21 protein-coding genes are annotated in these 23,852 nt (G+C 62.7%); 9 read left to right on the top strand and 12 right to left on the bottom strand.

Translation table 11 applies throughout. From position 1 onward, the window contains the following. Positions 1-18: 18 nt before the first annotated feature. Complete coding sequence (gene zigA / locus IB249_RS18645; RefSeq protein WP_192307202.1) at positions 19-1,227, bottom strand: zinc metallochaperone GTPase ZigA; 1,209 nt, start codon at positions 1,225-1,227, stop codon at positions 19-21. Positions 1,228-1,369: 142 nt separating this feature from the next. On the opposite strand from zigA, the gene IB249_RS18650 reads away from it, so the two are divergent. The 6 genes from IB249_RS18650 to IB249_RS18675 all read left to right on the top strand — a co-directional run bounded on the left by IB249_RS18650 (position 1,370) and on the right by IB249_RS18675 (position 6,301). Next, positions 1,370-1,747: a glutamine synthetase gene (locus IB249_RS18650; protein ID WP_192307377.1), complete on the top strand. Its 378-nt coding sequence runs from the start codon at positions 1,370-1,372 to the stop codon at positions 1,745-1,747. Positions 1,748-1,937: 190 nt separating this feature from the next. Next, complete coding sequence (gene folE2 / locus IB249_RS18655) at positions 1,938-2,834, top strand: GTP cyclohydrolase FolE2 (protein ID WP_192307203.1); 897 nt, start codon at positions 1,938-1,940, stop codon at positions 2,832-2,834. Next, a complete protein-coding gene (locus tag IB249_RS18660; protein ID WP_192307204.1) occupies positions 2,831-3,499 on the top strand; it encodes a metal ABC transporter ATP-binding protein in 669 nt (222 codons plus the stop codon). The genes folE2 and IB249_RS18660 overlap by 4 nt, the downstream gene beginning before the upstream one ends. Continuing rightward, positions 3,499-4,365, top strand: a complete 867-nt coding sequence (locus tag IB249_RS18665; protein ID WP_192307205.1) for a metal ABC transporter permease — start codon at positions 3,499-3,501, stop codon at positions 4,363-4,365. The genes IB249_RS18660 and IB249_RS18665 overlap by 1 nt, the downstream gene beginning before the upstream one ends. 11 nt (positions 4,366-4,376) lie before the next feature. Then, complete coding sequence (locus IB249_RS18670; protein WP_192307206.1) at positions 4,377-5,252, top strand: metal ABC transporter substrate-binding protein; 876 nt, start codon at positions 4,377-4,379, stop codon at positions 5,250-5,252. A 149-nt stretch (positions 5,253-5,401) separates the two neighbouring features. After that, the gene (locus IB249_RS18675) at positions 5,402-6,301 is read left to right on the top strand and encodes a His/Gly/Thr/Pro-type tRNA ligase C-terminal domain-containing protein (protein WP_192307207.1); all 900 of its coding nucleotides are present in this window, start codon (positions 5,402-5,404) and stop codon (positions 6,299-6,301) included. Positions 6,302-6,370: 69 nt separating this feature from the next. Here the strand turns inward: IB249_RS18675 and IB249_RS18680 are convergent, their stop codons facing one another. Further along, positions 6,371-6,892 carry a DUF3617 domain-containing protein gene (locus IB249_RS18680; RefSeq protein WP_192307208.1) on the bottom strand — a complete coding sequence of 174 codons (522 nt, stop codon included), beginning with the start codon at positions 6,890-6,892 and terminating at the stop codon, positions 6,371-6,373. Between the two features lie 131 nt (positions 6,893-7,023). Here IB249_RS18680 and cls point away from each other — a divergent pair, with 131 nt between their 5' ends. Next, positions 7,024-8,463: a cardiolipin synthase gene (gene cls / locus IB249_RS18685; RefSeq protein WP_192307209.1), complete on the top strand. Its 1,440-nt coding sequence runs from the start codon at positions 7,024-7,026 to the stop codon at positions 8,461-8,463. Here the strand turns inward: cls and cfaB are convergent. From cfaB to hflK (IB249_RS18710), 5 genes are all read right to left on the bottom strand, one after another. Next, complete coding sequence (gene cfaB, locus IB249_RS18690; protein ID WP_192307210.1) at positions 8,460-9,647, bottom strand: C17 cyclopropane fatty acid synthase CfaB; 1,188 nt, start codon at positions 9,645-9,647, stop codon at positions 8,460-8,462. The genes cls and cfaB overlap by 4 nt on opposite strands. 188 nt (positions 9,648-9,835) lie before the next feature. After that, positions 9,836-11,746 (bottom strand): heavy metal translocating P-type ATPase, encoded by a 1,911-nt coding sequence (locus IB249_RS18695; protein WP_192307211.1) that lies wholly within the window; start codon positions 11,744-11,746, stop codon positions 9,836-9,838. Continuing rightward, positions 11,743-12,801 carry a protease modulator HflK gene (gene hflK / locus IB249_RS18700; RefSeq protein ID WP_192307212.1) on the bottom strand — a complete coding sequence of 353 codons (1,059 nt, stop codon included), beginning with the start codon at positions 12,799-12,801 and terminating at the stop codon, positions 11,743-11,745. The genes IB249_RS18695 and hflK (IB249_RS18700) overlap by 4 nt, the downstream gene beginning before the upstream one ends. Beyond that, entirely contained in the window at positions 12,798-13,838 is a 1,041-nt protein-coding gene (gene hflC, locus IB249_RS18705; protein ID WP_192307213.1) for a protease modulator HflC, read from the bottom strand. Before hflC ends, hflK (IB249_RS18700) begins: the two co-directional genes overlap by 4 nt. Continuing rightward, a complete protein-coding gene (gene hflK, locus IB249_RS18710; RefSeq protein WP_192307214.1) occupies positions 13,835-15,793 on the bottom strand; it encodes a protease modulator HflK in 1,959 nt (652 codons plus the stop codon). The genes hflC and hflK (IB249_RS18710) overlap by 4 nt, the downstream gene beginning before the upstream one ends. Before the next feature lie 227 nt (positions 15,794-16,020). Here hflK (IB249_RS18710) and lpdA point away from each other — a divergent pair, with 227 nt between their 5' ends. Further along, positions 16,021-17,421: a dihydrolipoyl dehydrogenase gene (gene lpdA / locus IB249_RS18715; protein ID WP_192307215.1), complete on the top strand. Its 1,401-nt coding sequence runs from the start codon at positions 16,021-16,023 to the stop codon at positions 17,419-17,421. 107 nt (positions 17,422-17,528) lie between these two features. Here lpdA and IB249_RS18720 read toward each other — a convergent pair whose 3' ends face one another. Then, positions 17,529-18,002 (bottom strand): Lrp/AsnC family transcriptional regulator, encoded by a 474-nt coding sequence (locus IB249_RS18720; protein WP_007969928.1) that lies wholly within the window; start codon positions 18,000-18,002, stop codon positions 17,529-17,531. A 145-nt stretch (positions 18,003-18,147) separates the two neighbouring features. On the opposite strand from IB249_RS18720, the gene IB249_RS18725 reads away from it, so the two are divergent. Further along, positions 18,148-18,777: a LysE family translocator gene (locus IB249_RS18725; RefSeq protein WP_192307216.1), complete on the top strand. Its 630-nt coding sequence runs from the start codon at positions 18,148-18,150 to the stop codon at positions 18,775-18,777. Here IB249_RS18725 and IB249_RS18730 read toward each other — a convergent pair whose 3' ends face one another. The 4 genes from IB249_RS18730 to IB249_RS18745 form a co-directional block, all read right to left on the bottom strand. Then, the gene (locus IB249_RS18730; protein ID WP_192307217.1) at positions 18,778-20,898 is read right to left on the bottom strand and encodes a hypothetical protein; all 2,121 of its coding nucleotides are present in this window, start codon (positions 20,896-20,898) and stop codon (positions 18,778-18,780) included. Beyond that, positions 20,885-22,081 (bottom strand): DUF3142 domain-containing protein, encoded by a 1,197-nt coding sequence (locus IB249_RS18735; RefSeq protein WP_192307218.1) that lies wholly within the window; start codon positions 22,079-22,081, stop codon positions 20,885-20,887. Before IB249_RS18735 ends, IB249_RS18730 begins: the two co-directional genes overlap by 14 nt. Positions 22,082-22,192: 111 nt before the next feature. Beyond that, positions 22,193-22,819, bottom strand: coding sequence for a glutathione S-transferase family protein (locus IB249_RS18740; RefSeq protein ID WP_192307219.1), 627 nt, complete (start codon positions 22,817-22,819; stop codon positions 22,193-22,195). A 130-nt stretch (positions 22,820-22,949) separates the two neighbouring features. Next, a complete protein-coding gene (locus tag IB249_RS18745; RefSeq protein ID WP_192307220.1) occupies positions 22,950-23,852 on the bottom strand; it encodes a LysR family transcriptional regulator in 903 nt (300 codons plus the stop codon).

Consider the following 23,852-nt stretch of genomic DNA (forward strand, 5'->3'; position numbering starts at 1 on the left):
CCCTCCTTCGGTCGAGGGTTACGCGGCCACCTCTTCATACCAGGGCCCGAACGGGTCCGACCACAATTGCCAGCCCTCGGCGCCCAGGGCCATTTCCTCATCGGTCAGCAGACAATCGTCCAGTTCGGCGCTGAGTTGTGCAAAGTCGATGTTCTGGCCGATGAACACCAGTTCCTGCCGACAATCGCCCGTGGCGGCGGTCCAGTTCGCCAGGATCGCCGCAGTGCTTTCCGCGTCCTGGGGCCATTGGTCTTTCGGCACGGACCGCCACCAGCGACCGGCAAAACCATAGCGCATCAAACCACCGGCCTGGGACCAGCTGCCGGCATCCATGGGTTTGCTCGCCAGCCAGAAAAAGCCTTTGGAGCGCAACAGCTTGCCGTTGGTCCACGGGCCATCGATGAAGTTGAAAAAACGCTGGGGATGAAAGGGTCGGCGCGCCCGGTAAGCGGTGGAGGCGATGCCGAATTCCTCGGTTTCCGGCACGTGTTCGCCGCGCAACTCGCGCAACCAACCCGGTGCCTGCGCGGCTTTTTCGAAGTCGAAACGACCGGTATCGAGAATTTTTGCCAAAGGGATTTCGCCCATCACCATCGGCAGGATTTCGGCCTGCGGGTTCAGCCTTTCGAGGATCGCCATCAGCTCCTGGCGTTCGCTGCTGCTGATCAGGTCGATCTTGCTGATCAAGATCACGTCGGCAAATTCGACCTGCTCGATCAGCAACTCGGTGATCAGCCGTTCGTCCTCCTCGCCCAGGGTTTCACCACGGGACGCGAGGCTCTCCGCGGCTTGGTAATCGAGCAGGAAATTCACCCCGTCGACCACGGTGACCAGGGTGTCGAGCCGCGCGACGTCAGACAGGCTGCGCCCTTCCTCGTCACGGAAGGTGAAGGTTTCGGCCACGGGCAGCGGCTCGGCGATGCCGGTGGACTCGATCAGCAGGTAGTCGAAGCGGCCATCCCTGGCGAGTTGGCCGACCTCTTCGAGCAAGTCTTCGCGCAAGGTGCAGCAGATGCAGCCGTTGCTCATTTCCACGAGCTTTTCTTCGGCGCGGTTCAGGGTGACATTACGCTGAACTTCGCTGCCATCGATGTTGATTTCACTCATGTCATTGACGATCACCGCAACCCGCAGGTCTTCGCGGTTACGCAGTACGTAATTGAGCAGCGTGCTTTTACCGGCGCCGAGAAAGCCCGACAGGACGGTGACGGGGAGACGATGGGGCATCAGGGAATCCTCACAGGAATGCCCGGTCGCAGTGTCGGGCTTATTTTTACGTTACAGTATAACAATACAATCAAGCCACCCCCTCTTGCCGCCGATGACAAAGGGCACGATGCTGAACCCCGTCCGATCCGTGAGAAACACTCTGCGTATGGCCCTGAAAATCGCACTGATGATCGCTTCGCTGCTGCTCACCCTGGACGCCCGGGCACAAACCCCGGGCCTGGCCAACTGCACCCGCAGCGCCAACCTGCTGGCTTGCGTGGATGCCGACGGCAATGCCTACAGCGTCAACACCGTCGGCAACACGCTCTACCTGCGCGGCTTCGAACGCGCGGGAAAACGCTACTGGGCGCAAACCAACAGCCGCTACGGACAACTCACGTTTTTCACCGGCATCGCCTCCGACGGCGAAGCCTGGGTCGGCTACAACCGGCGGGTGGGCTGGACCACCCTCAATCGCTTTTCCAGTTCCGGCGGCAGCAGTGCCAAATTCACCTGCAGCCGAATTTCCGGTTGCTAGGCCTGCGCTTTTTTTGCGCCAGTTACCCGGCGAAGCAGCTGTCGAGCTGCGGGTTATTCTGGAAATAGCGCTGTAGCCCTTCGTTGAGCACGTCACGTCGGTTCACGGTGAAAACTCTCGTGAAAAAGACGTAGTCGAATTTGATGTAATAACATAACATTCAAATTCGATTCCCACGATGGACCTGCTGATGAATGCGCTGACTCTGCCGGATATCGCCGCGCAGGCTACACGCCAAGCCCTGCCGCTCGAATGGGTGGGCATGTGCGGCATTGCCTTGCCGATCCTGTTCGATGGCCAACGCTTGAGCGCGACAGCCGACGCCGGTGTCAGCCTGGACGATGGCGAAGCGCGTGGCATCCACATGTCGCGGCTATACCTCGCGTTGGAATTGTTTGAGCAGGAAAACCTGACGCCGCACCTGATCCGACGAGTCCTGGAGCATTTCCTCGACTCCCACCAAGGCCTGTCGACCCGCGCCTACCTGAAGATCGACACCGACCTGCTGCTGAAAAGGCCTGCCCTCATCAGCCCGCTGTCCGGTTGGAAAAGCTATCCGGTCAGCATTGAAGCGCATCTGAAAAACGCGATGTTCCACGTGGAACTAAAAATCCAGTTGCCTTATTCCTCTACCTGCCCTTGTTCAGCGGCCCTGGCCCGGCAGCTGATCCAGCAGCAATTCGTCGATGACTTCGCCAACCGTTCGTTGCAACACGCAGACGTTCTGGCCTGGCTGGGCTCAACCAAAGGCATCGTTGCAACACCTCATAGCCAGCGCAGCCATGCGCAATTGCGCCTTCGTCTGGTTGAAGGTATCGAGGCACTGCCGTTGATCGAAGTGATCGATGAGGCAGAAGCCGCCCTCGGCACCGCCGTGCAAACCGCCGTGAAACGCGCCGATGAACAAGCCTTTGCCCTCGCCAACGGGCAAAACCTGATGTTCTGCGAAGACGCCGCGCGGCGTTTGCATCTGGCCATGAAAGGCTCCCCGGAAATCAGCGCCTTGCATGTCCGTGTCGTCCACGCCGAAAGCCTTCACGCCCATGACGCCGTCGCCGAGAGCCGATGGAATTGGGAGGCCGCATGATTCGCTGTGAGGCATTACGCTGGGGCGCCGTTGGACAACCCCTCACCCCGGCCGTCAGTTTTGAATTGGCCAAGGGCAGCATGACTGCCGTGATCGGCGCCAACGGCTCAGGCAAAAGCAGCCTGCTGAAAGTCATCGCCGGCCTGCAAAAACCGCTGAGCGGCAACGTCATTCTCGAGGTTCCACGCCAAGGCTCGCTATCGTTCCTGCCCCAGCAGCAACACCTCGACCGGCAATTCCCGATCAGCCTGCAAGCCTTGGTCGCCGCCGGTTTCTGGGGCCACAAGCAATCGGCCGAAGTCCGCCGTCAGCGCCTCGCCGCCGCCCTTGAAGACTGGTGTCTGACGGGGTTGGAACAACGCCCCTTGATGGCGCTCTCCGGCGGCGAACTGCAACGCGCACTCCTCGCCCGCCTGAGCCTCGCCGAAGCACCGCTGCTGTTACTCGACGAACCCCACGCGGCGCTCGATGAAGAGGGACAAGCGTTGCTGTGGAAACACCTGCATCAGTGGCACGCAAAAGGCCGAACCCTGGTGGTCGTCTGTCATGACCTGGCGGCGGTACGGCACCACATGCCGCAAACTCTGTTGATCAGGAACAGTGGATGCGTACTTGGCCCGAGCACCGAGCTGATCCATCAGCAACCGCACACGCAGGTGGCCTGATGCTGACGGTCGTCCACCTGTGGCAACCCTTCCAGGAGTTCGTGTTCATGCGTCGCGCACTGCTCGGTGGACTGGCGCTGGCGTGCAGCACGGCACCCCTCGGCGTGTTCCTGATCCTTCGGCGCATGAGCCTGATCGGTGACGCGGTCGCTCACGGCATCCTTCCCGGCGCGGCGTTGGGTTTCTGGTTCGCCGGATTGAGCCTGCCAGCGTTGACCCTGGGAGGCTTGGGGGCTGGCTTGAGCATGGCCGGGCTCGCCGCGTGGATTACCCGGCGCACCGGCCTGCGCGAAGACGCGAGCCTGGCCGCGATCTACCCGATCGCCCTCGCCAGCGGCGTGCTGATTCTCGGCATCGCCGGCAAGCGCCTGGACCTGCTGCACCTGTTGTTCGGCTCGGCACTGGCGGTCGACGGTCCAACCCTGACAGGCATGTTGTGGGTCTCGGGGCTCAGCCTGATGGCCATGGCGCTCATCTACAAGCCGCTGGTGCTGGATACCCTCGACCCGCTGTTCCTGCAAACCGTCAGCCGCCTCGGCCCACTCGCCCACGCTGTATTCCTGACATTGGTCGTGCTGAACCTGGTGATTGGCTTCCAGGCCATCGGCGCACTGATGGTCGTCGGCCTGATGATGCTGCCCGCTGCCGCCGCGCGCTTCTGGAGCCGACGGCTACCGGTGTTGATGGCGGTGGCCGCCCTGCTTGGCTGCGTGTCGGTGTGGCTCGGTCTGCTGCTGTCGTTCCACTACTCGCTGCCCAGCGGCCCGGCCATCGTCCTCGTGGCGGGCGGCGGGTATCTGCTGTCCGTGGTGTTCGGGCCGGTGCACGGCTTGATGCGCCGCCCGCCCCTGCTCACATCCCAATGAGGTGTTGCCCGATGCGCGCTTTACTCGTGTTGCTCAGTTTGGTGTTTTCGATGTCGCTGTCAGCGGCGGAAAAACTCAAGGTCGTCACCAGCTTCAGTATCCTCGCTGACATGACCCAACAGGTCGGCGGCGATCACATCCAGATCACCAACATGGTCGGCCCCGATGCCGATGCCCACACCTACGAACCGACGCCCGACGATGCCAAGGCCCTGCTCGGCGCCAAGCTGATCATCAAGAATGGCCTCGGTTTCGAGCCATGGCTGGATCGCCTGGTGACCAGCACCGACACCAGGGCCACGGTCATCAGTGCAAGCCACGGTGTGATCCCCCGTTCGCTGGAGGAAGACGGGGAGACCCTGCCCGACCCGCATGCCTGGCACAACCTGGCCAACGCCGAGTTGTACATCGCAAACATCACCAAAGCACTGGTAGCCGCCGACCCGGCGAACAAAACCGATTACGAACACAACAGCCAGCTGTACTTGAAACAGATCTACACGCTGCTCGCCGAAGCCAAGGCCAAGCTCGGATCACTGCCGCCAGGCAATCGCAAGATCGTCACTTCGCACGACGCCTTCGGTTATCTCGGGCAGGCCTACGGCATCGATTTCATGGCGCCGCAGGGGCTGTCCACCGAGCGCGAGCCGTCAGCGGCTGAAGTCGCTGCGCTGATCACCCAGATTCGCCAGGCCAAGGTCAAAGCGGTGTTCATGGAGAACATCAAGGACGCGCGCCTGCTCAAACAGATTGCCGATGAGAGCGACGCACACATCGGTGGCACCCTGTACTCAGACGCCCTCGCCGCGAGTGGCCCTGCCAGCACGTTCACAGGCCTGTTCGAATACAACCTCAACACGCTGTACCAGGCGCTGAGCCAGCCATGATTCGTACGCCGAATCGGCGTGCATAGATAAGTCGGTTCAACCGCCGGTGAGCGGGTGACCGGCCAACTCGCATGGCGTGACAAATGTCTAGATGACAACTGCCCGGGTTTGGCTCTACGGTTTATGCGCGAGCACTCAAGAGCACCGACATGATCCACATCACCCTGAGCGATGGTTCATTACTTGAATACGACCAACCCGTGTCGGTGTACGAGCTCGCCGCCAGCATCAGTCCCGAGCTGGCAAAAGCCGCCGTCGCGGGCAGGGTTGACGGCGTACTGGTCGATTGTGAGTTCATGCTCCAGAACGATTCCCGGGTGAGTATCGTCACCCCCCGCGAGCCCGACGGCCTGGAGATCCTGCGACGCTCCTGCGCACTGATGCTGTCAGTGGCCGTGAAACAGCTTTATCCAAAGGCACAGTTGCAGAGCGGATCGGTGCTGGGTGACGGCTTCTTCCATGAGTTTGAATTCGAGCGTCCTCTGAACCTCGTCGATCTGGCGGGCATCGAGGCACGCATGAAAACGCTGGCGGCGACCAACCATTCGATTCGCCGTCGAAAACCCTCATCGCCCACCGATGACCTGGAGAGACTGACGCCCTACCTGCTCGGCGACTTCGAATGCCGGTCGATCGGTCCACACGTTCCCGCAACGAGGGTGCTGCATGCATTCGCCCTCGATCACATCAGCGGCACCGCGACTCAGCGAATCTACGGCAGTTGCTGGGCTTCCCAGGAGGAACTGGACAGCTGGCGCGCCCCGCCACACGTAATGATCGTCAGCATGGACGATCGCCAGGCCGACTACGCCCAATCCGTGACTGAAACCTTGCGCCGCAGCGGCGTGCGCGCCCGTGCAGACCTGCGCAACGAGAAAATCCGCCACAAAATCCGCGAGCACAGCCAACAGGTGCCATATCTGGTGGTGATCGGCGAAAAGGAAAAACAAGGTGGGTTTGTCACGTTGCGCAGCCGGACCGGAGAGGACTTCGGCACGATGGCGGTTGAAGCGGTGTGCGCCTGGTTGCGGTCAACGGTGGTGGTGTGAACAGTTTGTCGCGAGAGTGCCCGCTCCCACGTGCGTAATCCTGTGGGAGCGGGCCTGCTCGCGATGCTGTCAGGCCCTGGGCTTCACCGTTCCACAATCCTGCCCCAACCAGACTGCACGGGTATCGAGGCTGCCCTTTTGCTGGATGCCCGTGGCGTTGAACGTGCCGTTCACCTTGGTGGTGAACTCGCGATCACTCAGGAACGTCGCCACACCCGCGCCCTGCGCTTTGGGACAACTGAAACGGAACTTCCACTGGTTGCCGGTACGCTCGGTGATTTCCTGGCGGCAGCCCGACTGAGGGTCCGTCAGAGGAATGTTGTCACTCTTGACCTGCTCCGGCGTCAGGCAGGCGCGAATTCCTTTGCCGCCCATGGTGATGCCCTGCTTCTCCAGCTGCGCACGCTGCTCGGGCGTCATCTGGCTTTGAATCTGGCCCAGGATCAATTGCAGATCCGGCAGGTTCTGGTCATCCACCTTCATGTTGCTCGAGGTCAGCTCCCACAGGCCCGGCTGCAGCATCTGCGCCTGAGCGGCCACGGGGAGTGCCAAACCAAAAGCCACGGCCAAGCCCAGCAGACGAACGTTCATCGTGTCACTCCTGATCAGTAGTGGCCGTTAGACGTCAGCCAGGGGCTTCGGTTCAGGGGCCAATTAAATAGCGACATTCTGCACGGAACATGGTCTGTTAAGCATTGAATCTTCAGGAGCAAGGCTGTCCCATGGATTACTTTGGACCGCACCTTTTCGGTTATCTGATCGCGTTGTTGCATTCCCTGGGGCTGATCGCCGCCGTCCATGCCGTGTTGACCGTAAGGACCGCCCAGGGATCCATCGCCTGGGCCTTGTCGTTGCTGTTCATGCCTTACCTCACGCTGATCCCGTACCTGGTCTTCGGCCGCAGCACATTCGATGGCTACATCAAGGCACGGCGACAGGCCAACGAGGAAATGCGCAAGGCCATCTCGGAGTTGAACTGGCGTCCCTGGGTGGAAGAAGCCCTGACGGCCCGCGCCTCCAACGCCTATGCATCATTGCGGGCAATGCCCAAGCTGGGGCGCATGCCGTGCCTGGCCAACAATGAAGTGCGGCTGTTGATCAATGGCCCGGCCACCTTCGAAGCGATTTTCGACGCCATCAGCCAGGCCCGGGAGGCCGTGCTGATCCAGTTCTTCATCATTCACGACGACCACCTCGGTCAACGCCTGCAAGCGCTGTTATTGAAGAAAGCCGCCGAAGGCGTCGCGGTCTATCTGCTGTACGACCGCATCGGCAGCCATTCCCTGCCCCACAGTTACGTGCAGTCATTGCGTGATGCGGGCGTCGAAGTCAAAGCCTTCGCAACGCGCAGCGGCTGGCTGAACCGCTTCCAGGTCAACTTTCGCAACCACCGCAAGATCGTGGTGGTCGATGGCGTGCTCGGATTCGTGGGCGGGCATAACGTCGGCGACGAATACATGGGCGAGAAGCCGCCTCTGGCACCCTGGCGCGACACCCATGTCGGGGTGCGCGGGCCCGTGGTGGCCTGCATGCAGGAGTCCTTCGCCGAAGACTGGTTCTGGGCGGCCCGATCGTTGCCACCCTTGATACTGCCGGATGTGTATCCGGACGACGGTGTGCTTTGCCAATTGCTGGCCAGCGGCCCGGCGGACCCCTACGAAACCTGCTCGCTGTTCTTCGTCGAAGCCATCCATGCGGCCTCCGAGCGCGTGTGGATCACCAGCCCGTATTTCATCCCTGACGAAGCCGTGTTCTCAGCGTTACGCCTGGCGGTGCTGCGCGGTGTCGATGTGCGGATTCTGCTGCCGTCGCGCCCCGACCACCGCATCGTCTACGCCGCGTCCAGCCTGTACGCCTTCGAGGCGGTACGCGCCGGCGTGCGGGTGTTCCGCTACGAACCGGGTTTCCTGCATCAGAAGGTGGTGTTGATCGACAGCGAAATCAGCGCCATCGGCAGCGCCAATCTTGACAACCGCTCGTTCAGGCTGAATTTTGAAGTGATGCTGTTGACGGTAGACAGCGCCTTTGCCGGCGAGGTCGAACAGATGCTCAACGAGGACTTCGCCCAGGCCCATGAAGTGGCCCAGCAGGAAAGCCGGGAGACCCATCGCCTGCAACAGGTCGGCATGCGGATCGCCCGGCTTATTTCGCCGATTCTTTAAGGCGTGTAGATGTCGTCCCGGGTCCAGGGCAGTTCATGGCTGCCATCCGGGTGGGCTTTCACGGCGAGGATCTGGTGCAGGTTGATCCAGCCCCTGGCGAACGCATAGGCGCACCCCGCCAGGTACAACCGCCAGATGCGCAACGCTTGATCGGGCACCAGTTTGCCCGCCGCTTCCAGGTTGTCTTCCAGGCGCTCGCTCCAATGGTCAAGCGTGCGCGCGTAATGCAGGCGCAGGCTCTCGACATCCACAACCTCCAGACCCGCCTCGCTGATTTCGGCGGAAATCATCGACAGGTGGGGCAGTTCGCCGTTGGGGAACACATACTTCTCGATGAAATCACCGGCACCGCGTCCCACCGGACGGCCGTCGGTGTGCTTGGCGGTGATGCCATGGTTCATCACCAAGCCACCCTCCTTCACCGCGCCAAACAGGGTCTTGCAGTACTCGGCGAGATTCGCGTGGCCGACGTGTTCGAACATCCCGACGCTGACGACCTTGTCGAACCGACCGTCCTGGGGCAGATCACGATAGTCGAGCAGCTGCAGTTCGACCTGGTCGTCCAGGCCCTCGGCGGTCACCCGTTCACGGGCCAGTGCCAGTTGCTCCTTGCTGAGGGTGATACCGAACACTTTCGCGCCGAATTCCCGTGCCGCATAACGCGCCAGACCGCCCCAACCACAACCGACGTCCAGCAGGTATTCACCGGGTTGCAGGCGCAGCTTGCGACACAGATGCCGGAACTTGGCCTGTTGCGCTTGTTCCAGGGTCTCGCTGCCGGTTTCGAAATAGGCGCAGGAGTACGCCATGTCACTGTCGAGCCACAGCTGATAGAACGCGTTGGATAGGTCGTAGTGATAGGAAATCGCCTTGGCGTCGGTTTCCTTGTCGTGCGCGACACGCACCGGCTGGCTGTCTTCGTCCTCGCCCAAAAGCGCCTGGCTCAAGTCATCGCAGACGCGAATCACGTCGCTCATCGAGCCTTCAAGCTCAAGCTTGCCTTCGACAAACGCGGCTCCGAGCGCGTCCAGACTAGGATGGGTGAACTGGGAAACCATTTGTGGGTCCTTGACCACAATCGTGACGCTGGGCGTCGGTCCCAGATTGAATTCGTGGCCGTCCCAGAGTCGCAGGCGTAATGGGAGCTGCAGATTCTGTAAGGCCGGTGGAAGTTGCGCGAGCATGGAATATCCCCCTGGTTTCAGACGTCTGAAATGAGGTTAGACCATCCTCGAAAAATAGCAGGCTATCGATTTGATAGCCCTTTTCTATGAACGGCCCGGGCTCAACTCTCGTCGTCAACGCAAAGAAGTGATGACCGTATCCAGATGACTGCGCAAATGTCCTACAGTTCGATCAGGGCGGTACGCTGTCAGGACTCCCCTGCCAGCTTGAATAACGGCTCCTGAAACCGCAGCAACCGCCCGGCATTGCCCAGCACCAGCAAGGTGCTCAGGTTGTGCAACAGCGCCGCGATCATCGCCCCGGCCGCACCCAGCCAGCCGAACGCGGCGAAGGCCACAATGGCCAGCGTCCAGCCCAGGCCTACGATCACGTTGATCTGCAAGGTGCGGCGGCACTGGCGACTCAGGCGCACGCAGGTGCCGAGGCGCCGCAAGTCACTGCCAATCAGCACGATGTCCGCCGACGCCAGGGCAATGTCAGCCCCGCCTGCACCCATGGCGACGCCGACCACACCCGCCTTGAGGGCCAGCGAATCATTGATGCCGTCGCCGACCACCATCGGCCGGAAACCGCTGTCGATTTCCTTGAGTACCCGATTGAGCTTGTCCTCGGGCAAGGCCTGGGCTTGCACATTGGGCAGACCGACATCCCGAGCCAGGGCATCCGCCACCCCCTGACGATCTCCCGTGAGCAACCATTGCCGGCCCAGCCCAAGCTCGCGCAACTCGCTCAAGGCAAACCGTGCCTCGGGTTTGACGCTGTCCGCCAGCAACAGCCAGGCGAGAAATTGCCCCTTGAGCGCGAGCCCGGCAATCGGGCCATCGTGCTGCGGAACCGCGGAAGTCGGAATACCCAACTGCGCAAACAACTCGGGTCGACCCAGTGCGGCTTTGCCCTGCCCGGTCATGGCCACCACACCGAGTCCCTGGTGTTCGTGAATCTCCGAGAGCGGCAGCAAGTCATCCTGAGCGGCCAGGCCGGCGAGCGCACGACTGACCGGATGGCTGCTGGCGGACCCGAGACTGGCGGCAAGCCTCAGCAGCTGACTCTGGTTCTGCGACGGGCCGTCGATGGCTTGCAGGCGCAACGTGCCAAAGGTCAGGGTTCCGGTCTTGTCGATCACCAGCGAGGTCAGGTCGGCCAGCTCTTCAAGAAACGCCGAACTGCGAATCAGGATCCCGTGACGGGCAGCCACCGCAACACCGGCAATGGCCGTGGCGGGGGCCGACAACACCAATGCGCAGGGGCAGGCGGCCACCAACACCGCGAGCATCGCCTGGGCGTCGTTGGTGATAAACCAGGTGACAGCAGCCAACAGCAAGACCAACACCCTGTAGCTGCCGGCGTAGCGCTCGAGCAGTCGGGTGATGGGCGGCTTCGAACGTTCGGCGCTTTGCATCAGTGCAATGACTTTGCCGAGGGTCGAATCGCTGCCCGTGCGGGTCACTTCAATCCGCAGCAAGCCGTCGAGGTTGATGGCCCCACCGAATATCGACATGCCGACGCCCGCCTCCACCGGCACCGACTCCCCGGTGATCGATGCCGTGTCGAGGCTGGCCTGGCCGGACAGCACACGGCCATCGGCGGGCACCCGATCCCCGGCGCGAACTTCTACGCAATCACCCGGCATGAGCGCGCCGTTGTCCACCTCGAGGATGGAACCATCGGCCTGGACCTTGCGCGCATGGCTGCGTGTCAATTGAGCCAGCGAATGGATGGCCTCCTGGGAGCCAATCACGCTGCGCTCCTCCAGCACGTGGCCGAAGATCATGATGACCGGCAACAGGGCGGCGGTCAGCAGATCGCCGGTCGCCCAGGCGCCGAGCATGGCCAAGGCAATCAACTGGTCGGTGATCCCGTGCAGGCTTGGATAGCGCAGGCTGAACCACGCCGAGCGCATCACCGGCACCGCGACCAGTAGCGAGGCGCCCCCCAGCAACAATTGGCTGACACCCGTCTGCTGCGGTGACCACCAGCGCCAGGCCAGACCCAGCGCCAGCAATCCCAGGGCAAGCATGGCCAACGTCAGTTGGCGCGCGGCGCTGCGTTGTTCGGCCGACGACAACAGGCTCGGTGCGGCGGCGGTCGATGCAGTCATTGGGCAGCTCCCTGAATGATCAGGCGGGAATCGTCTTTGGGGTTGACGGTGGTGACCGAACCGGCCTGCCCCATGATTGTTGGCAGGCGCTCGCGATAAATACGCAGCATCATCTGTGGATCGGTGCCCTGCTGTTGCGCCTTGGCCAGACTCAATACGGTGGCGGTGTCCGCCGACGCTTTGGCCAGTCGTTCGCTTGCCTGGGCCTGGGCGAGCTGCACGGTCCGGTCGGCACGTTCGTTGGCCGATTGCGTGAGTTTCTCGGCTTCGTTGCGCGCGTTTGCGACCGTTTTGTCGGCTTGCTGACTGGCTGTCAGGACGGCATTGAAGGCGTTGACCGCCGGCGCCGGAAGGCTCGACTGCACGTCCACCCGCACCACCTCGATCCCCAAGCCCTGCCCGGTCGCGGTGAGTTCCACGAGGCGGCGATTGATGCCCTGCACCAGATCACCCCGCAAGCGCTCACGCCGTTCAGCGGCCTGACTGTAGGCGCCAACCAGCTCCGGTCGCGCCACCAGAATGGTGTCCAGATCCCGGGCGGCGCTCAGGGCGACTGCACTGCGCGTCACGAGTCGATCCAGTGCCGGCAACACATGCTCGCCCTGCAGCACGAACGCGTAAGGTTCGATGACTTTGTAAAAAACCCGCACATCCAATTGCACGACACCCGTATCCCCGGTCAACAAGTAACCGGAGCCCGCCAGCGCATCACTCAGTGGAGTGGCAAAGGAAGCCAGTCGATCGGCCTGCAAAGCCGCGTCGCTTCGCAGCAGATTGTCGATCCGCCGTTCGATCACCCGGTCAGCTGCCGGCAGCAGAATCACCTGCTCGAACGGTCGTGGCCACGCAAACAGCAGGCCGGCATTCTGAATGCGATCCAGCGCGCCAAAGTGCAACACCACGGCGCGGTTCTGCGGATCAATCTGCCGAACATTGGAAAACGCCCACGCCACGGCGGCCAGCAGCGTCACCGCAAACAGTGCAAGAAAGGCCAATTGCCCGGCCTGAATCCAGGGACTGCTCGATTCATGTGTTCCACGTGGAACGCGGCTCATGGTTTCGACCCGGACAAGTTGTCGAGAGTCGGCGGACCGTCAACCAAGACCCTGAATGGCGCGGCATCCGTGCGCAGGACCAGTTTTGTTCCCGGGCCGACGATGGTGCCCAGGGTGTCGAGGGAGCGCAGCAGGTTGTACAACTGGGGAGACCCCGCGTAGGCACGACCGTATATCTGCGCGGCTTCCACCCGAGACTGGGCTTCGATGCCGGCCGCTTTCACGGTGGCATCCGCCTGAACGATCCGCGCATCCCGCTCGGCGACGGAGCGAATCTGCGCGGCCTCGCGTTTGCCTATGGCCGTGCGTTCGGTGGCAATTGTTTCACGCTCGGCGCGCATGCGATCGACCGTGGCATTCAAGGTCACTGACGGCAAGGTCAACCGTTCGATGCCGACCTGCAACACCCTTACGCCATAGGTGGCCAACAGCTGCTGCTCGATCTGCTGCCGAAGCTGCGTTTCAAAGTCGCCGATGCGCACCTGACTGGCATCGGTGTTCACCAGGCTGGCCAAGTCGAAACTGCTGGCCGTGGTTTCCAGTGCAGAGCCGACAAACGTGCGAATCTGCCGCGCGGCTTCATCCGGCTGATTCTGCACAGCCCGCATGAAACGCTGAACATTGCCTGCATCGCCCTGAACCTGCCACACCACGTAGGCCTGGACGATGATGCGCAGCCCGTCCCGCGTGCCCACGTCCTGCAAGCCACTGGAGGTGGTACGCAGGCGCAGATCCACGGGAATTGTCGCTTCGAAGGGCGCCGGCCAGCGCCAGCTCAACCCCGGCGCCAGCAGCACCCGCGACGGATTGCCAAAGCGGGTGATCACCGTGGCCTCGCCGGAACGCACTTGCACCAGGCTCGCCGCCGCTATGGCAAATGCCACCAGCAGCCCCGCCCACCCCATGCGTCGCCATGGAAAAGGACCTGCCGCCTGCGCGTCGCCCTGGTGATGATGGTGGTGCCCATGGTGATGCCCGCCATGGCCGTGATCGTGGCCGCCGTGGTCAGCGTGATCGTGAGTGTGTGACTGGCTCAATTGGCAGCTCCTGACTGAGCGGTTTTGGGCGATGGCGCCGGGTCAACCGGCAAGGTGAAGGCGCGCAGATCAATGGTTGGCGCGTTGCCGCTGCGACCGAGGTGGTGATCCAGTACCAGCAATTGAGCACCGGCCAGGCCTTGGGAAAGCTGACTGAAATACCGCTCCAGCACGAACGCCTGACCGGCGCTGGCGTAGGCTTTCTGCTCGGCCGAAAAACCCAGATCCGCCGCCTGTGCAGCCGCATTGATTTCACGCGCGTTGGCCGTCGCCTGATCGAGGGCAATGCTGGCCTGCAATTGCGCCTGGTTGCCCGCCTCGGTGGCCGCGCCGCGTTCGCGTGAGATCAGCGCCTGCGCAGCGATCTGCGCGGCTTGCACGCCGTGATAGGCATTGGCCGCACCGGCCGGGGGGTGAATGGCCTCGACCACCGTGGCGAGAATTTCCACGCCGCTGTCGAGTGCCTGCAGATCCGCTTGTACGGCCCGGCCAATGTCCTCTGCGAGCCCTACCCTGTCTTCGCCGAGCAGACCGTCGAGGGTGCGTGAGGCGAAGTCATGAACCAGCACCCGACTGGCGGTGCTGCGGATCAATGCCGGCACGTCCGTGCTGTTGTAGGTGGCGGCCAATGCCGCCTGATCGGTCAAACCGAGGCGGTAGACAAATCGGACGTCCATGTTGACGATCTGGAAACCTTGCTTGTCCGCCCGGCTGCTGGCAATGACCTGGGATTTGTCATTCACGTGACTGGCGTCCCACAAGCGATTGGCGGAGGCGGGCGCCAGACCTTCTGCCGATTCAGCGACCATCGGCGCTGCCACTTCGTCGACACGGGTGGCCAGTTCGTGAACCACACCGTTCTCGACACTCAGCACTCGGCCCAACGGCCAGGGCAAACCGATGTGCAAACCCGGACCGAACACTTCCACCGGATTGCCGAAGCGTTCATAGATACCACGCTCCTGCAGGGCCATTTCGTGAACACCGGTCAATGTCCAGCCGACCAGGGCGACCACCGCCGACACAGGCCAAAAGACGCGGCGCATATATGAAAACGCCCAGATTTGCCGAAGATCGATGCCGAAGCGGTGATGCAATTCGCGCTGCAACGCCAGCAGGGGTTGCGGTGGCCAACGCAACAGCTCGGCGATGAAACTTCGGGCCAGCAGCGCAGGCTCACGCTGTTCGCGGCGGGGCGTAAACCATGAAAGGACCGCCCGCAACAACAGTTCGAGTGCCACGAGCCCCGGCAGCACACCGATCAACACCGCCAGCCGGGCCGGCCACACAGCCCCCTCCCCTGCAAACAACAGGCACAAGGTGCTCAGCACCAGGCCGATGATCGCCACGCGGGTCAACTGAGACAGCGCTCCGGCTTCAGGCCACTGCGTCACGGGCTCCAGGGCAAATTGCCGCTCCAGCACCAACAAACCGAACGCCAGCAACAACGACAATGCCGCACCGATGTTCGCTGAAAAAGTCGGCACGTTCGGTTGCAGGGCCAGGTTCCAGACCTGGTTGACGCAAAACAGCGTCAGCAACGCCCAGCCGCCGAGCCACAGCGTCGGGGCGCCAAGGGCGTTCAACACACGCCTGCAACGTTCGCTGATCCGTTCCAACAGCTGCTCGTACCCACCATCGGGCGTTTCAGTGGTGTCGGCTTGCAGCGGTATCTCGGCCGGTTTCAGCGCCGTGGTACGCCACTGCGTCACCCACCACGCCGATTGCAGCCCAGCGATCAGCACCAGCAAACCGGCGCACTGATTGACCAGTAACGTCGGCCACAGCGATTGCGGCGCAAACAGCCCGACAAACATCGCCAGCACCAGCCCCATGGCAACCAACACGCCAAGACCCAAGCCCCACCGACGCAACCGTCGGCCGTGAACAAGCGCCTGCTGGAAGCGCGGCAGCCCGGTGACAGCGACGCCCTCAATATCGAGATCGACTTGCATAACACCCCAATGTTTCTTTGCTCAACGCACAGCTTGTTACGATATAACAAACCGCGTGAATTTTTTGTATTGAGACCTCCTATCTACGGGTGACTAACTGTCGCGTTGCTGAAGCCTTGACCGAAAGGCGGGATAACACTCATATTACGCTCGTAATTTTTTTCGCAAGCTACGTTTACTCAGCCGGTTTACCCAGCCCGAATTTCATTCATTTCAGGAGTCAATCCATGAGCAGCTATGACGTCGTGATTCTGGGCGGAGGCCCCGGTGGTTATAACGCAGCAATCCGCGCCGGACAGTTGGGTCTCAAAGCCGCTTGCGTCGAGGGACGCGCCACACTCGGCGGTACCTGCCTGAACGTCGGTTGCATGCCGTCAAAAGCGTTGTTGCACGCCTCGGAACTCTACGACGCGGCCATGGGCGCGGAATTCGCCAACCTGGGGATCGAGGTCAAGCCCACGCTCAATCTCGCCCAGATGATGAAACAGAAAGATGAAAGCGTGACGGGACTGACCAAGGGCATCGAGTTTCTCTTTCGCAAGAACAAGGTCGACTGGATCAAGGGCTGGGGGCATATCGACGGTCCGGGCAAGGTCACGGTGACGGACAGCGAGGGCGGCAAAACCCAGCTGAGCGCCAAGGACATCATCATCGCCACCGGCTCCGAACCCACTCCCCTGCCGGGCGTCGAGATCGATAACCAGCGCATCCTCGACTCCACCGGCGCGCTGTCGCTCGTCGAAGTGCCGAAGCACCTGGTGGTGATCGGTGCCGGCGTCATCGGCCTGGAGTTGGGCTCGGTCTGGCGGCGGTTGGGCGCACAGGTCACCGTCGTCGAGTTCCTCGACCGTATCTGCCCCGGTGTGGACGCTGAAGCGGGCAAAACCCTGCAACGCTCGCTGAGCAAGCAAGGCATCCGTTTCAAGCTGAGTTCGAAAGTCACCCGCGCCACCTCCTCGGCCGATGGCGTGCAGCTCAGCGTTGAACCGGCCGCCGGAGGAGAAGCCGAGTTGCTGGAGGCCGACTACGTGCTGGTCGCCATCGGCCGCCGCCCCTACACCCAGGGCCTGGGCCTGGAAAACGTCGGCCTCGCCACGGACAAGCGCGGCATGCTTGCCAACAAGGGACATCGCACCGAAGCATCCGGGGTCTGGGTGATTGGCGATGTCACGTCAGGGCCGATGCTCGCGCACAAGGCGGAAGATGAAGCCATGGCTTGCGTCGAGCAGATCGTCGGCAAGGCCGGTGAAGTCAATTACGCGCTGATCCCCAACGTCATCTACACCCGTCCGGAGCTGGCCAGCGTGGGCAAGACCGAAGAGCAGCTCAAGGCCGAAGGGCGGGCCTACAAGGTCGGCAAATTCCCGTTCACCGCCAACAGCCGGGCGAAGATCAACCACGAGACCGAAGGCTTCGCCAAGGTCATCGCCGATGAGCGCACCGACGAGATCCTTGGCGTGCACCTGGTGGGCCCGAGCGTCAGTGAGATGATTGGCGAGTACTGCGTCGCGATGGAATTCAGCGCCTCCGCAGAGGACATCGCCCTGACCTGCCACCCACACCCGACCCGCTCCGAGGCGTTGCGCCAGGCGGCGATGGATGTGGAGGGGATGGCCACGCAGATGTAGATATTTGCGCAGGCAGATCGAGCGCTTTCGCGAGCAGGCTCGCTCCCACACGGAATGCGTGTCCCCAGTGTGGGAGCGAGCCTGCTCGCGATAGGGCACCACCCGGTCTAAAGCGGCAAATGCTCCAACGGCAACGCCCCTGGCGCCTTCACCGTATGAATCGCAAAGTTGCTGCGAATGTCGCTGACGCCGGGCAACTTCAGCAATCGCCCGGTCAGAAAGCGGTCGTAGGCACGCAGGTCCGGCACCACGACCTGCAGCAGGAAATCCGATTCCCCCGACACCAGAAACGCCGAGATCACCTCCGGCAACGCCGTCACGGCCAATCGGAAGGCTTCGGCCTGTTCGTCATTGTGGCGCTCGACCTTGACCCCGACAAACACCGTCAGCCCCAGCCCCACCTCATCGCGATCCAGGTTGGCCTGATAACCGCGTATCACGCCGGCTTCCTCGAGCATCCGCACCCGGCGCAGGCACGGCGACGCGGACAGACCGATCTCGTCAGCCAATTGCACGTTGCTCAAGCGACCGTCGCGTTGCAGGGCCGCGAGAATCTTGCGGTCGTAGGCATCCAGTTTCATTTTTGGCAGATCCTGAGAGTTTGAGCGTTTTGTAGTAGCAGGTTATGCCAATCACAGAGGCTTTAGAAGCAAACTACGCAACCACCTGCCCTGCCCTTCGCCCTAGACTGGTGTCACCGGATCGACAACGTATTGGGGGGGCAACATGGCGGGAATATGGCTGTTTTTCATGGCGCTGACGGTGGTTTACCTGCTGCCGGGGCCGGACATGATCCTCCTGCTGCAAACCGGCGCACGCCAGGGCAGAGGCCCGGCACTGGCGACCGCGGTGGGCCTGGGCATTGCCCGGGGCTGTCATGTGGCATTGGCGGCGCTGGGTCTGGCGGCGTTGTTCAAGGCAGCCCCCTGGACCTTCGATGTGGTGCGTATGGCGGGGGCGGCGTACCTGTTGTGGATCGGCATCCAGTGCCTGCGCACCACGATGCTGCCGGACTTGAACGGGGTGCCAACGTCCTGCGCAGCACCACGCTGGCGCCAGGCGATCCAGCGTGGCTTGCTGACCAACCTGCTCAACCCCAAGGCGCTGCTGTTTTGCTCGGTACTGTTGCCACAGTTCATCGACCCACAGGCCGGGGCCGTGTTGACGCAGTTCGCGACCCTGGGCGTGGTGCTGGTCAGCGTCGGCTTGCTGTTCGACAGCGCCTATGCGCTGGCCGGTGCCGCACTGGGCCGCTGGCTGCAACGCAGTCCCTCGGCCCAGCGCCTGCAACAATGGTTGTTTGGCAGCCTGCTGATCGGCTTCGCAGTGCGCCTGGCCTTTGTTCAACAGGCCTGACTACGGGCGGACCCGCCGTTTACGGCGATTGATCAGCACCAGCGCGACCGCTGTAAAGGCTACGACAGCGCCGATTTCCAACCACTTTTTGTAAGGACGCAGCGTCGCCCGCACCGGGCTCAATGCCTGGGTGACGTAACGTTTGTCGGCGTTCTGAAAGTCCGGATAGGGGCACTGCTCGCCGAAGAACACCGCCCAATCCACATAGGGCCCCTCTTTGACATAGCGTGTGTAGAACGCGCTTTTTTCGGCCTGGCCGGGGTTCCACCCTGTCGCTGCACACAGCACGGCGGCAAAGGCCTGGCTGGTGTGGGGCAAGTGATCGGCAGCACGGCTGGCTAAATCGTTGGCAACGTAACGGTAGTGGTAACGAAGATCGGGTTGCGCGGCGCTGGCCTGCTGCCGTTTGACTTCTTCGTCCGCCACCAGCGGACCGACCGTGAGCTCAACGCTTTCCAGGCTGTAATTGCCGCCAAAGGTGGCGTAGTCCGGAGCCATCTCGTAACCCAGCAGGTCCATGCCATGGAAACGCGCCATGGTCGCGGCGTTGAAATAGGCGAAGGCGCGTTTGCTGGGCCACCATTTCGATGCGGCGTCGTGGCGCAACTCCCCATACCACTTGGCCTTTTGCTGCAAGGTTTCGCTGTCGAAGTACGCCACCGCCTCGTCGTAACGCTCCTCGCGCAGCAGGCGGCGACCGAGCAAGTTACGCAGCTTCGCCGCCACCGGCAACGGCACGAAGTTGTCGCGATCCTGCTGACTCAGCGCTGGCGGCGCAGGCACTTGAGTATCGACGTACTGCTTGAGTTCATCGACGGTCAGTACACGCTCGGCGACGGTCGCGGCGTCGAACCAGTAGATGTCCTTGCTGCGATACAGCTGATCGAACGCCTGCAGGTAATCCCCGCGTTGCAGCGCCAGGATCGCACTTTCGCCTTCGACCCGGCACTTGGGCTCAAGCGTTTCGAAAGCCCAGTCAGGCGTGCGGCGCTCCCCCCAGGACTCATCCTGCGGGAAGGCACGGGCCGCTTTGGCGTAGGCCGCAGCGGCCGCTGACCTGTCACCGTCGCGCATCGCCAGTTTGGCCCGCAACCACCACGCCAGGCCACCGTCGCCGGCGTGTTCGAGGAACGCCCTGGCGCTGGCATAGTCGCCCTGCTGGTAATTCATGGCCGCCAGCCGATCGGCGTTATCCAGACTGCCACGGGTGCTGGCTTGTAATAACTTGATCAATTTTTGCTCAGCGGGAGGCTGATCACCAAATGACCAACCCAGCCGGCTGATCAAGGACGCCGTGATCAGTTGCTGTACCGGTTTGCCTTCGAGCAACGGCGTCAGTTGCGCCTCGGGCATCGCCGTCAGGTCGGCCACCAACAGTTTCAGCGAGGTGTAGCCGACGCCTGAACCGTGACGATTCTGCGTGGCATAGAGCTCGATGGCGCTGTTCCAGTCACCGGCAGTGCGCGCCACACGGGCCTCTTCGCCCAGGCTGGCGACGCCCAGTTCCAGCGGGTCGCTGAACCCGTCGATGCTCAGTTGCCGAGCCTGCTCAAAGGCTTTGCGTGCCTGCGCCAGCAGGTCGGGGCTGGCGTTTGTTTCGAGACTCTGGGCGAACAGCGTCCGGCCCAGCGAATAGGCGGCCCAGGTGCTGCGCAAGCGACGCTGCTCGGCCGGCAAGGCCAGCACTTTGCGGAAATACTCGGCGGCCAACCCGTGGTCACCCGCGTTGAACGCCACGGCGCCCGCCAGATACAGTACGAGCTCACTCGGCAGGCTCGCGCCCTGGGCTTGCACCTCATGGGCATCGGTCAATCCGCGCAGGCGCTTGACCAACTCCTGCTGTGGCGCCGTCAGGTCGGCTTGTTCGGCGTAATCCCGCTGCTCGGCATACTCGGCCGCATCGCCGCTGTGGAGGGCGTCATTGACCACCTTCAGACCCGCTATCGTCTGCCCGAGACGGCTGATCTCGAAACGGAAACTGCCTTCGGGCAGTTCCGCCAGCGACTGGCTGCGGTTGTCGAGCAGGCGCAGGGGAAAGTCCGGCCCGCAGGCCAGCGCCGACCCCAGTGGCAAGCTCAGGCTCAGGCAGAGCAAATGACGGGGCCAGTTACGGGTGAACATTCGAACCTCCTTGATCAATACGGGTACAGCGCGCCCAACCGATGGCTCGCTGTCCGCCGGCCGGCAGACGTCCGTCGCGCAGGCGGGTGAAGGTAAGCAGATCCGGACGCTGTTGCAACGTGTAGCCGGCCAGGGCGTCGGCGCCCTCACACCCGTGCACCACGAGCGTCAGACGTTCGGGCCAGGTACGGTCGAGGTTGCCCTGGTTGCTGACGCTGACGTCATAGAGGCCGTCCCGGGCCGAGAGTTGCAGTGTCAGGCGACTGTCGAGGGTCTCCCCCCGGGCGACCGCGCCCAAGGTCGTCAGGCTCCAGGCCCGGCGGTCATTCGCCAACGGCAAGCGGAACCAGATCAGCCCCGCCAGGTGGGCCGGTGGGGCGTTACGCAGTTCCAGCGCCAGGGTGCGCAGTTGTTGCGGATCGGCCAGCAACTCGCGGCGCTCACCGCCTCCTTGCACCGGCACTTCGCTTTCCACCACCGGGGCGCCGTCCACGGGTGGCAACAGCGCCACGCCGTAGGCCGGCAGTGCCAGGTAAAACGGTTTCGACGTGATGCGGCTCCAGGCCCTGGCCCAGGTTTTCGCCTGGCCAGGGTCAAACAGACCCCGTCGCGGATCGCTCACCGCGTGCACCTGCAACACGCTGCTGTCGACGACGGCCAACAGCGCCGGCAGTTCGGGACTGTCGAGCCAGGCGGGCAGTGCGGTAATGCTCAGCTTCAGAGAACCCGGCAGGTTCCCACGCAGGTCCGTGAGAAATTTCCGATACGCCGGTAGCCGAGCGACACCGGCATCGTGATCGATTTCCACGCCGGCGAGCACCAGCCCCTGCGCTTGCCAATCACTGAGCACCTGCTGGATCCGTGCAGTGATCTGATCCTGGTCCAGCGACGGGAGCTGGCCATCCAGGCGAATGACCGCGATCAGCGGCCGGCCGTCTCGTTTGAGCAGCGCCGCATCGATGTGCGCCCGGCTCCAACCGGCCCGGGGAAATGCCTGCAAGGCCAGAACCCGCAGGGTCGTGAAGTCTGCACGGCTCGCCTCGAGGGCGGCCGCATGGGACGGCGTCCATTGGCGTTGCCAGATGTAGAGTTGCTGGTCGAGCGCCGGCCTGTCCTGCCGCTCGCACCCGTTGAGCAGCACCAGTGCCGCCAGCATGACCGCCAGCCGGGCGAAAAAAACCATGAGGCATCCTTTGTGGCTGCTCAAGGCAGCGTCCATCAGATGCTACAGGTCAAGCACTCACGGCTGCGAGCCCTGGAACCGACTCGCAGCCTGGTTTGCAGCGCACCGGCCTCAGGCAGTTTTTTGCAGACCGACGGCCGTACGCGGCATGCCGACAAAACCGGGGAGGGCTTCGATCCGCGCCAGCCAGGCGCGCACGTTGGCGTAGTCCTCGAGCGACACGTTGCCTTCAGGCGCATGGGCGATGTAGCTGTAGGCCGCGACGTCGGCGATGGTCGGTTCGTTGCCGACCAGATAGGCCGAATCCTGCAGCGCCTGATCGATCAGCTTGAGCCAGACGTGGGCGTAGGCGATGGTCTCTTCAGCGTTGTAAGGGGCGCCAAACACCGTGATCAGCCTGGCCCGACCCGGACCAAAAGCAATCGGCCCGGCCGCCACGGACAACCAGCGCTGGACATTCGCGGCGCCGACCGGATCGGCGGGCAACCAGCGACCGTTGCCGTATTTCTGCGCCAGGTAAACCAGGATGGCGTTGGAATCGGCCAGCACCACGCCCTGGTCATCAATGGCCGGCACTTGCCCGAACGGGTTGACCGCCAGGAACTCCGGTTGCTTGTGGGCACCGTTGGCCAGGTCGACCAGGATCAGCTCGGTCGGCAGTTGCAGCAGGGACAACATCAGTTCCACACGGTGTGCGTGGCCGGAACGCGGGAAGTTGTACAGTTTGATCGCTTGCATGGTCGACTCCGCAGTCAAGTGGCGCCGCTCAGGAGTGATCAGCACCGATGGACGCTATCTTCCACCCAGCGTCAAAACAACAGAATAACCAGCAAACGCAATCAATTATTTCAACCTGAGCAATAAACCTTCAGCGTTGCAGGTCCGGGTGTTCACGCAGCGCTTTGACGGTGAAGTCCACGAAACTGCGAATCCGCGCCGGTGCGTTGCGCCCGCCCTGATAAACGACGTGGATCGGCAACGGCGGCAGTTCGAAGTCGGCCAGGACAATTTCCAGTGCCCCGGAGGCTACCTGGCTGGCGACCTGGTAAGACAGGACGCGGGTGAAGCCCAACCCCAGGCTGGCGGCGCGAATGGCGGCCTGATTCGAGGTCACGACCAGCCGCGGTTCGGTTCGCACACTGAGCAGTTCGCCGGCCTCATGAAAGGGCCAGCTGCGCTGCTGGCCGATGGCGGACGTGCCAATGACCGGCGCACGCGCCAGGTCCTGGGGATGCACCGGCCGGCCCTGGGCCTGCAGGAATGACGGCGACGCGCAGATCACCCGACGTACCTCGCCGACACGGATCGCATGCTGGTTGCTGTCGGGCAACTCGCCAATGCGCACAGCCACATCAACGCCCTCCTCGACCATGCTCACCACCCGGTCGACAATCAGGCCATTGATGATCACCTCGGGAAACTGGGCCAGGTAATTGACCATCACGGGCGTGACGAACAACTCGCCAAACAACACCGGAGCCGTGATCGTCAGTTGCCCACGGGGCTGAGCATGGCTGCCCGCCGCCGAATCCTCGGCTTCCTGCACCTCGGCCAGAATTCGGCGACAGTCGTCGAGATAACGCTGGCCGGCTTCACTCAAGTGCACGCTGCGGGTGGTGCGCGTCAGCAGCGAGGTGCCGATGCGTTTTTCCAGCGCCGCCACCGCGCGGGTCACGCTGGCCGCCGACATGCCCAGGCGACGCGCCGCCGCCGAGAACCCCTGTTCCTGCGCCACCACCGAAAAGACCTGCATTTCCTGGAATCGGTCCAC

Origin of the sequence: Pseudomonas sp. PDM04 (assembly GCF_014851765.1) — a bacterium.
GTDB lineage: Bacteria > Pseudomonadota > Gammaproteobacteria > Pseudomonadales > Pseudomonadaceae > Aquipseudomonas.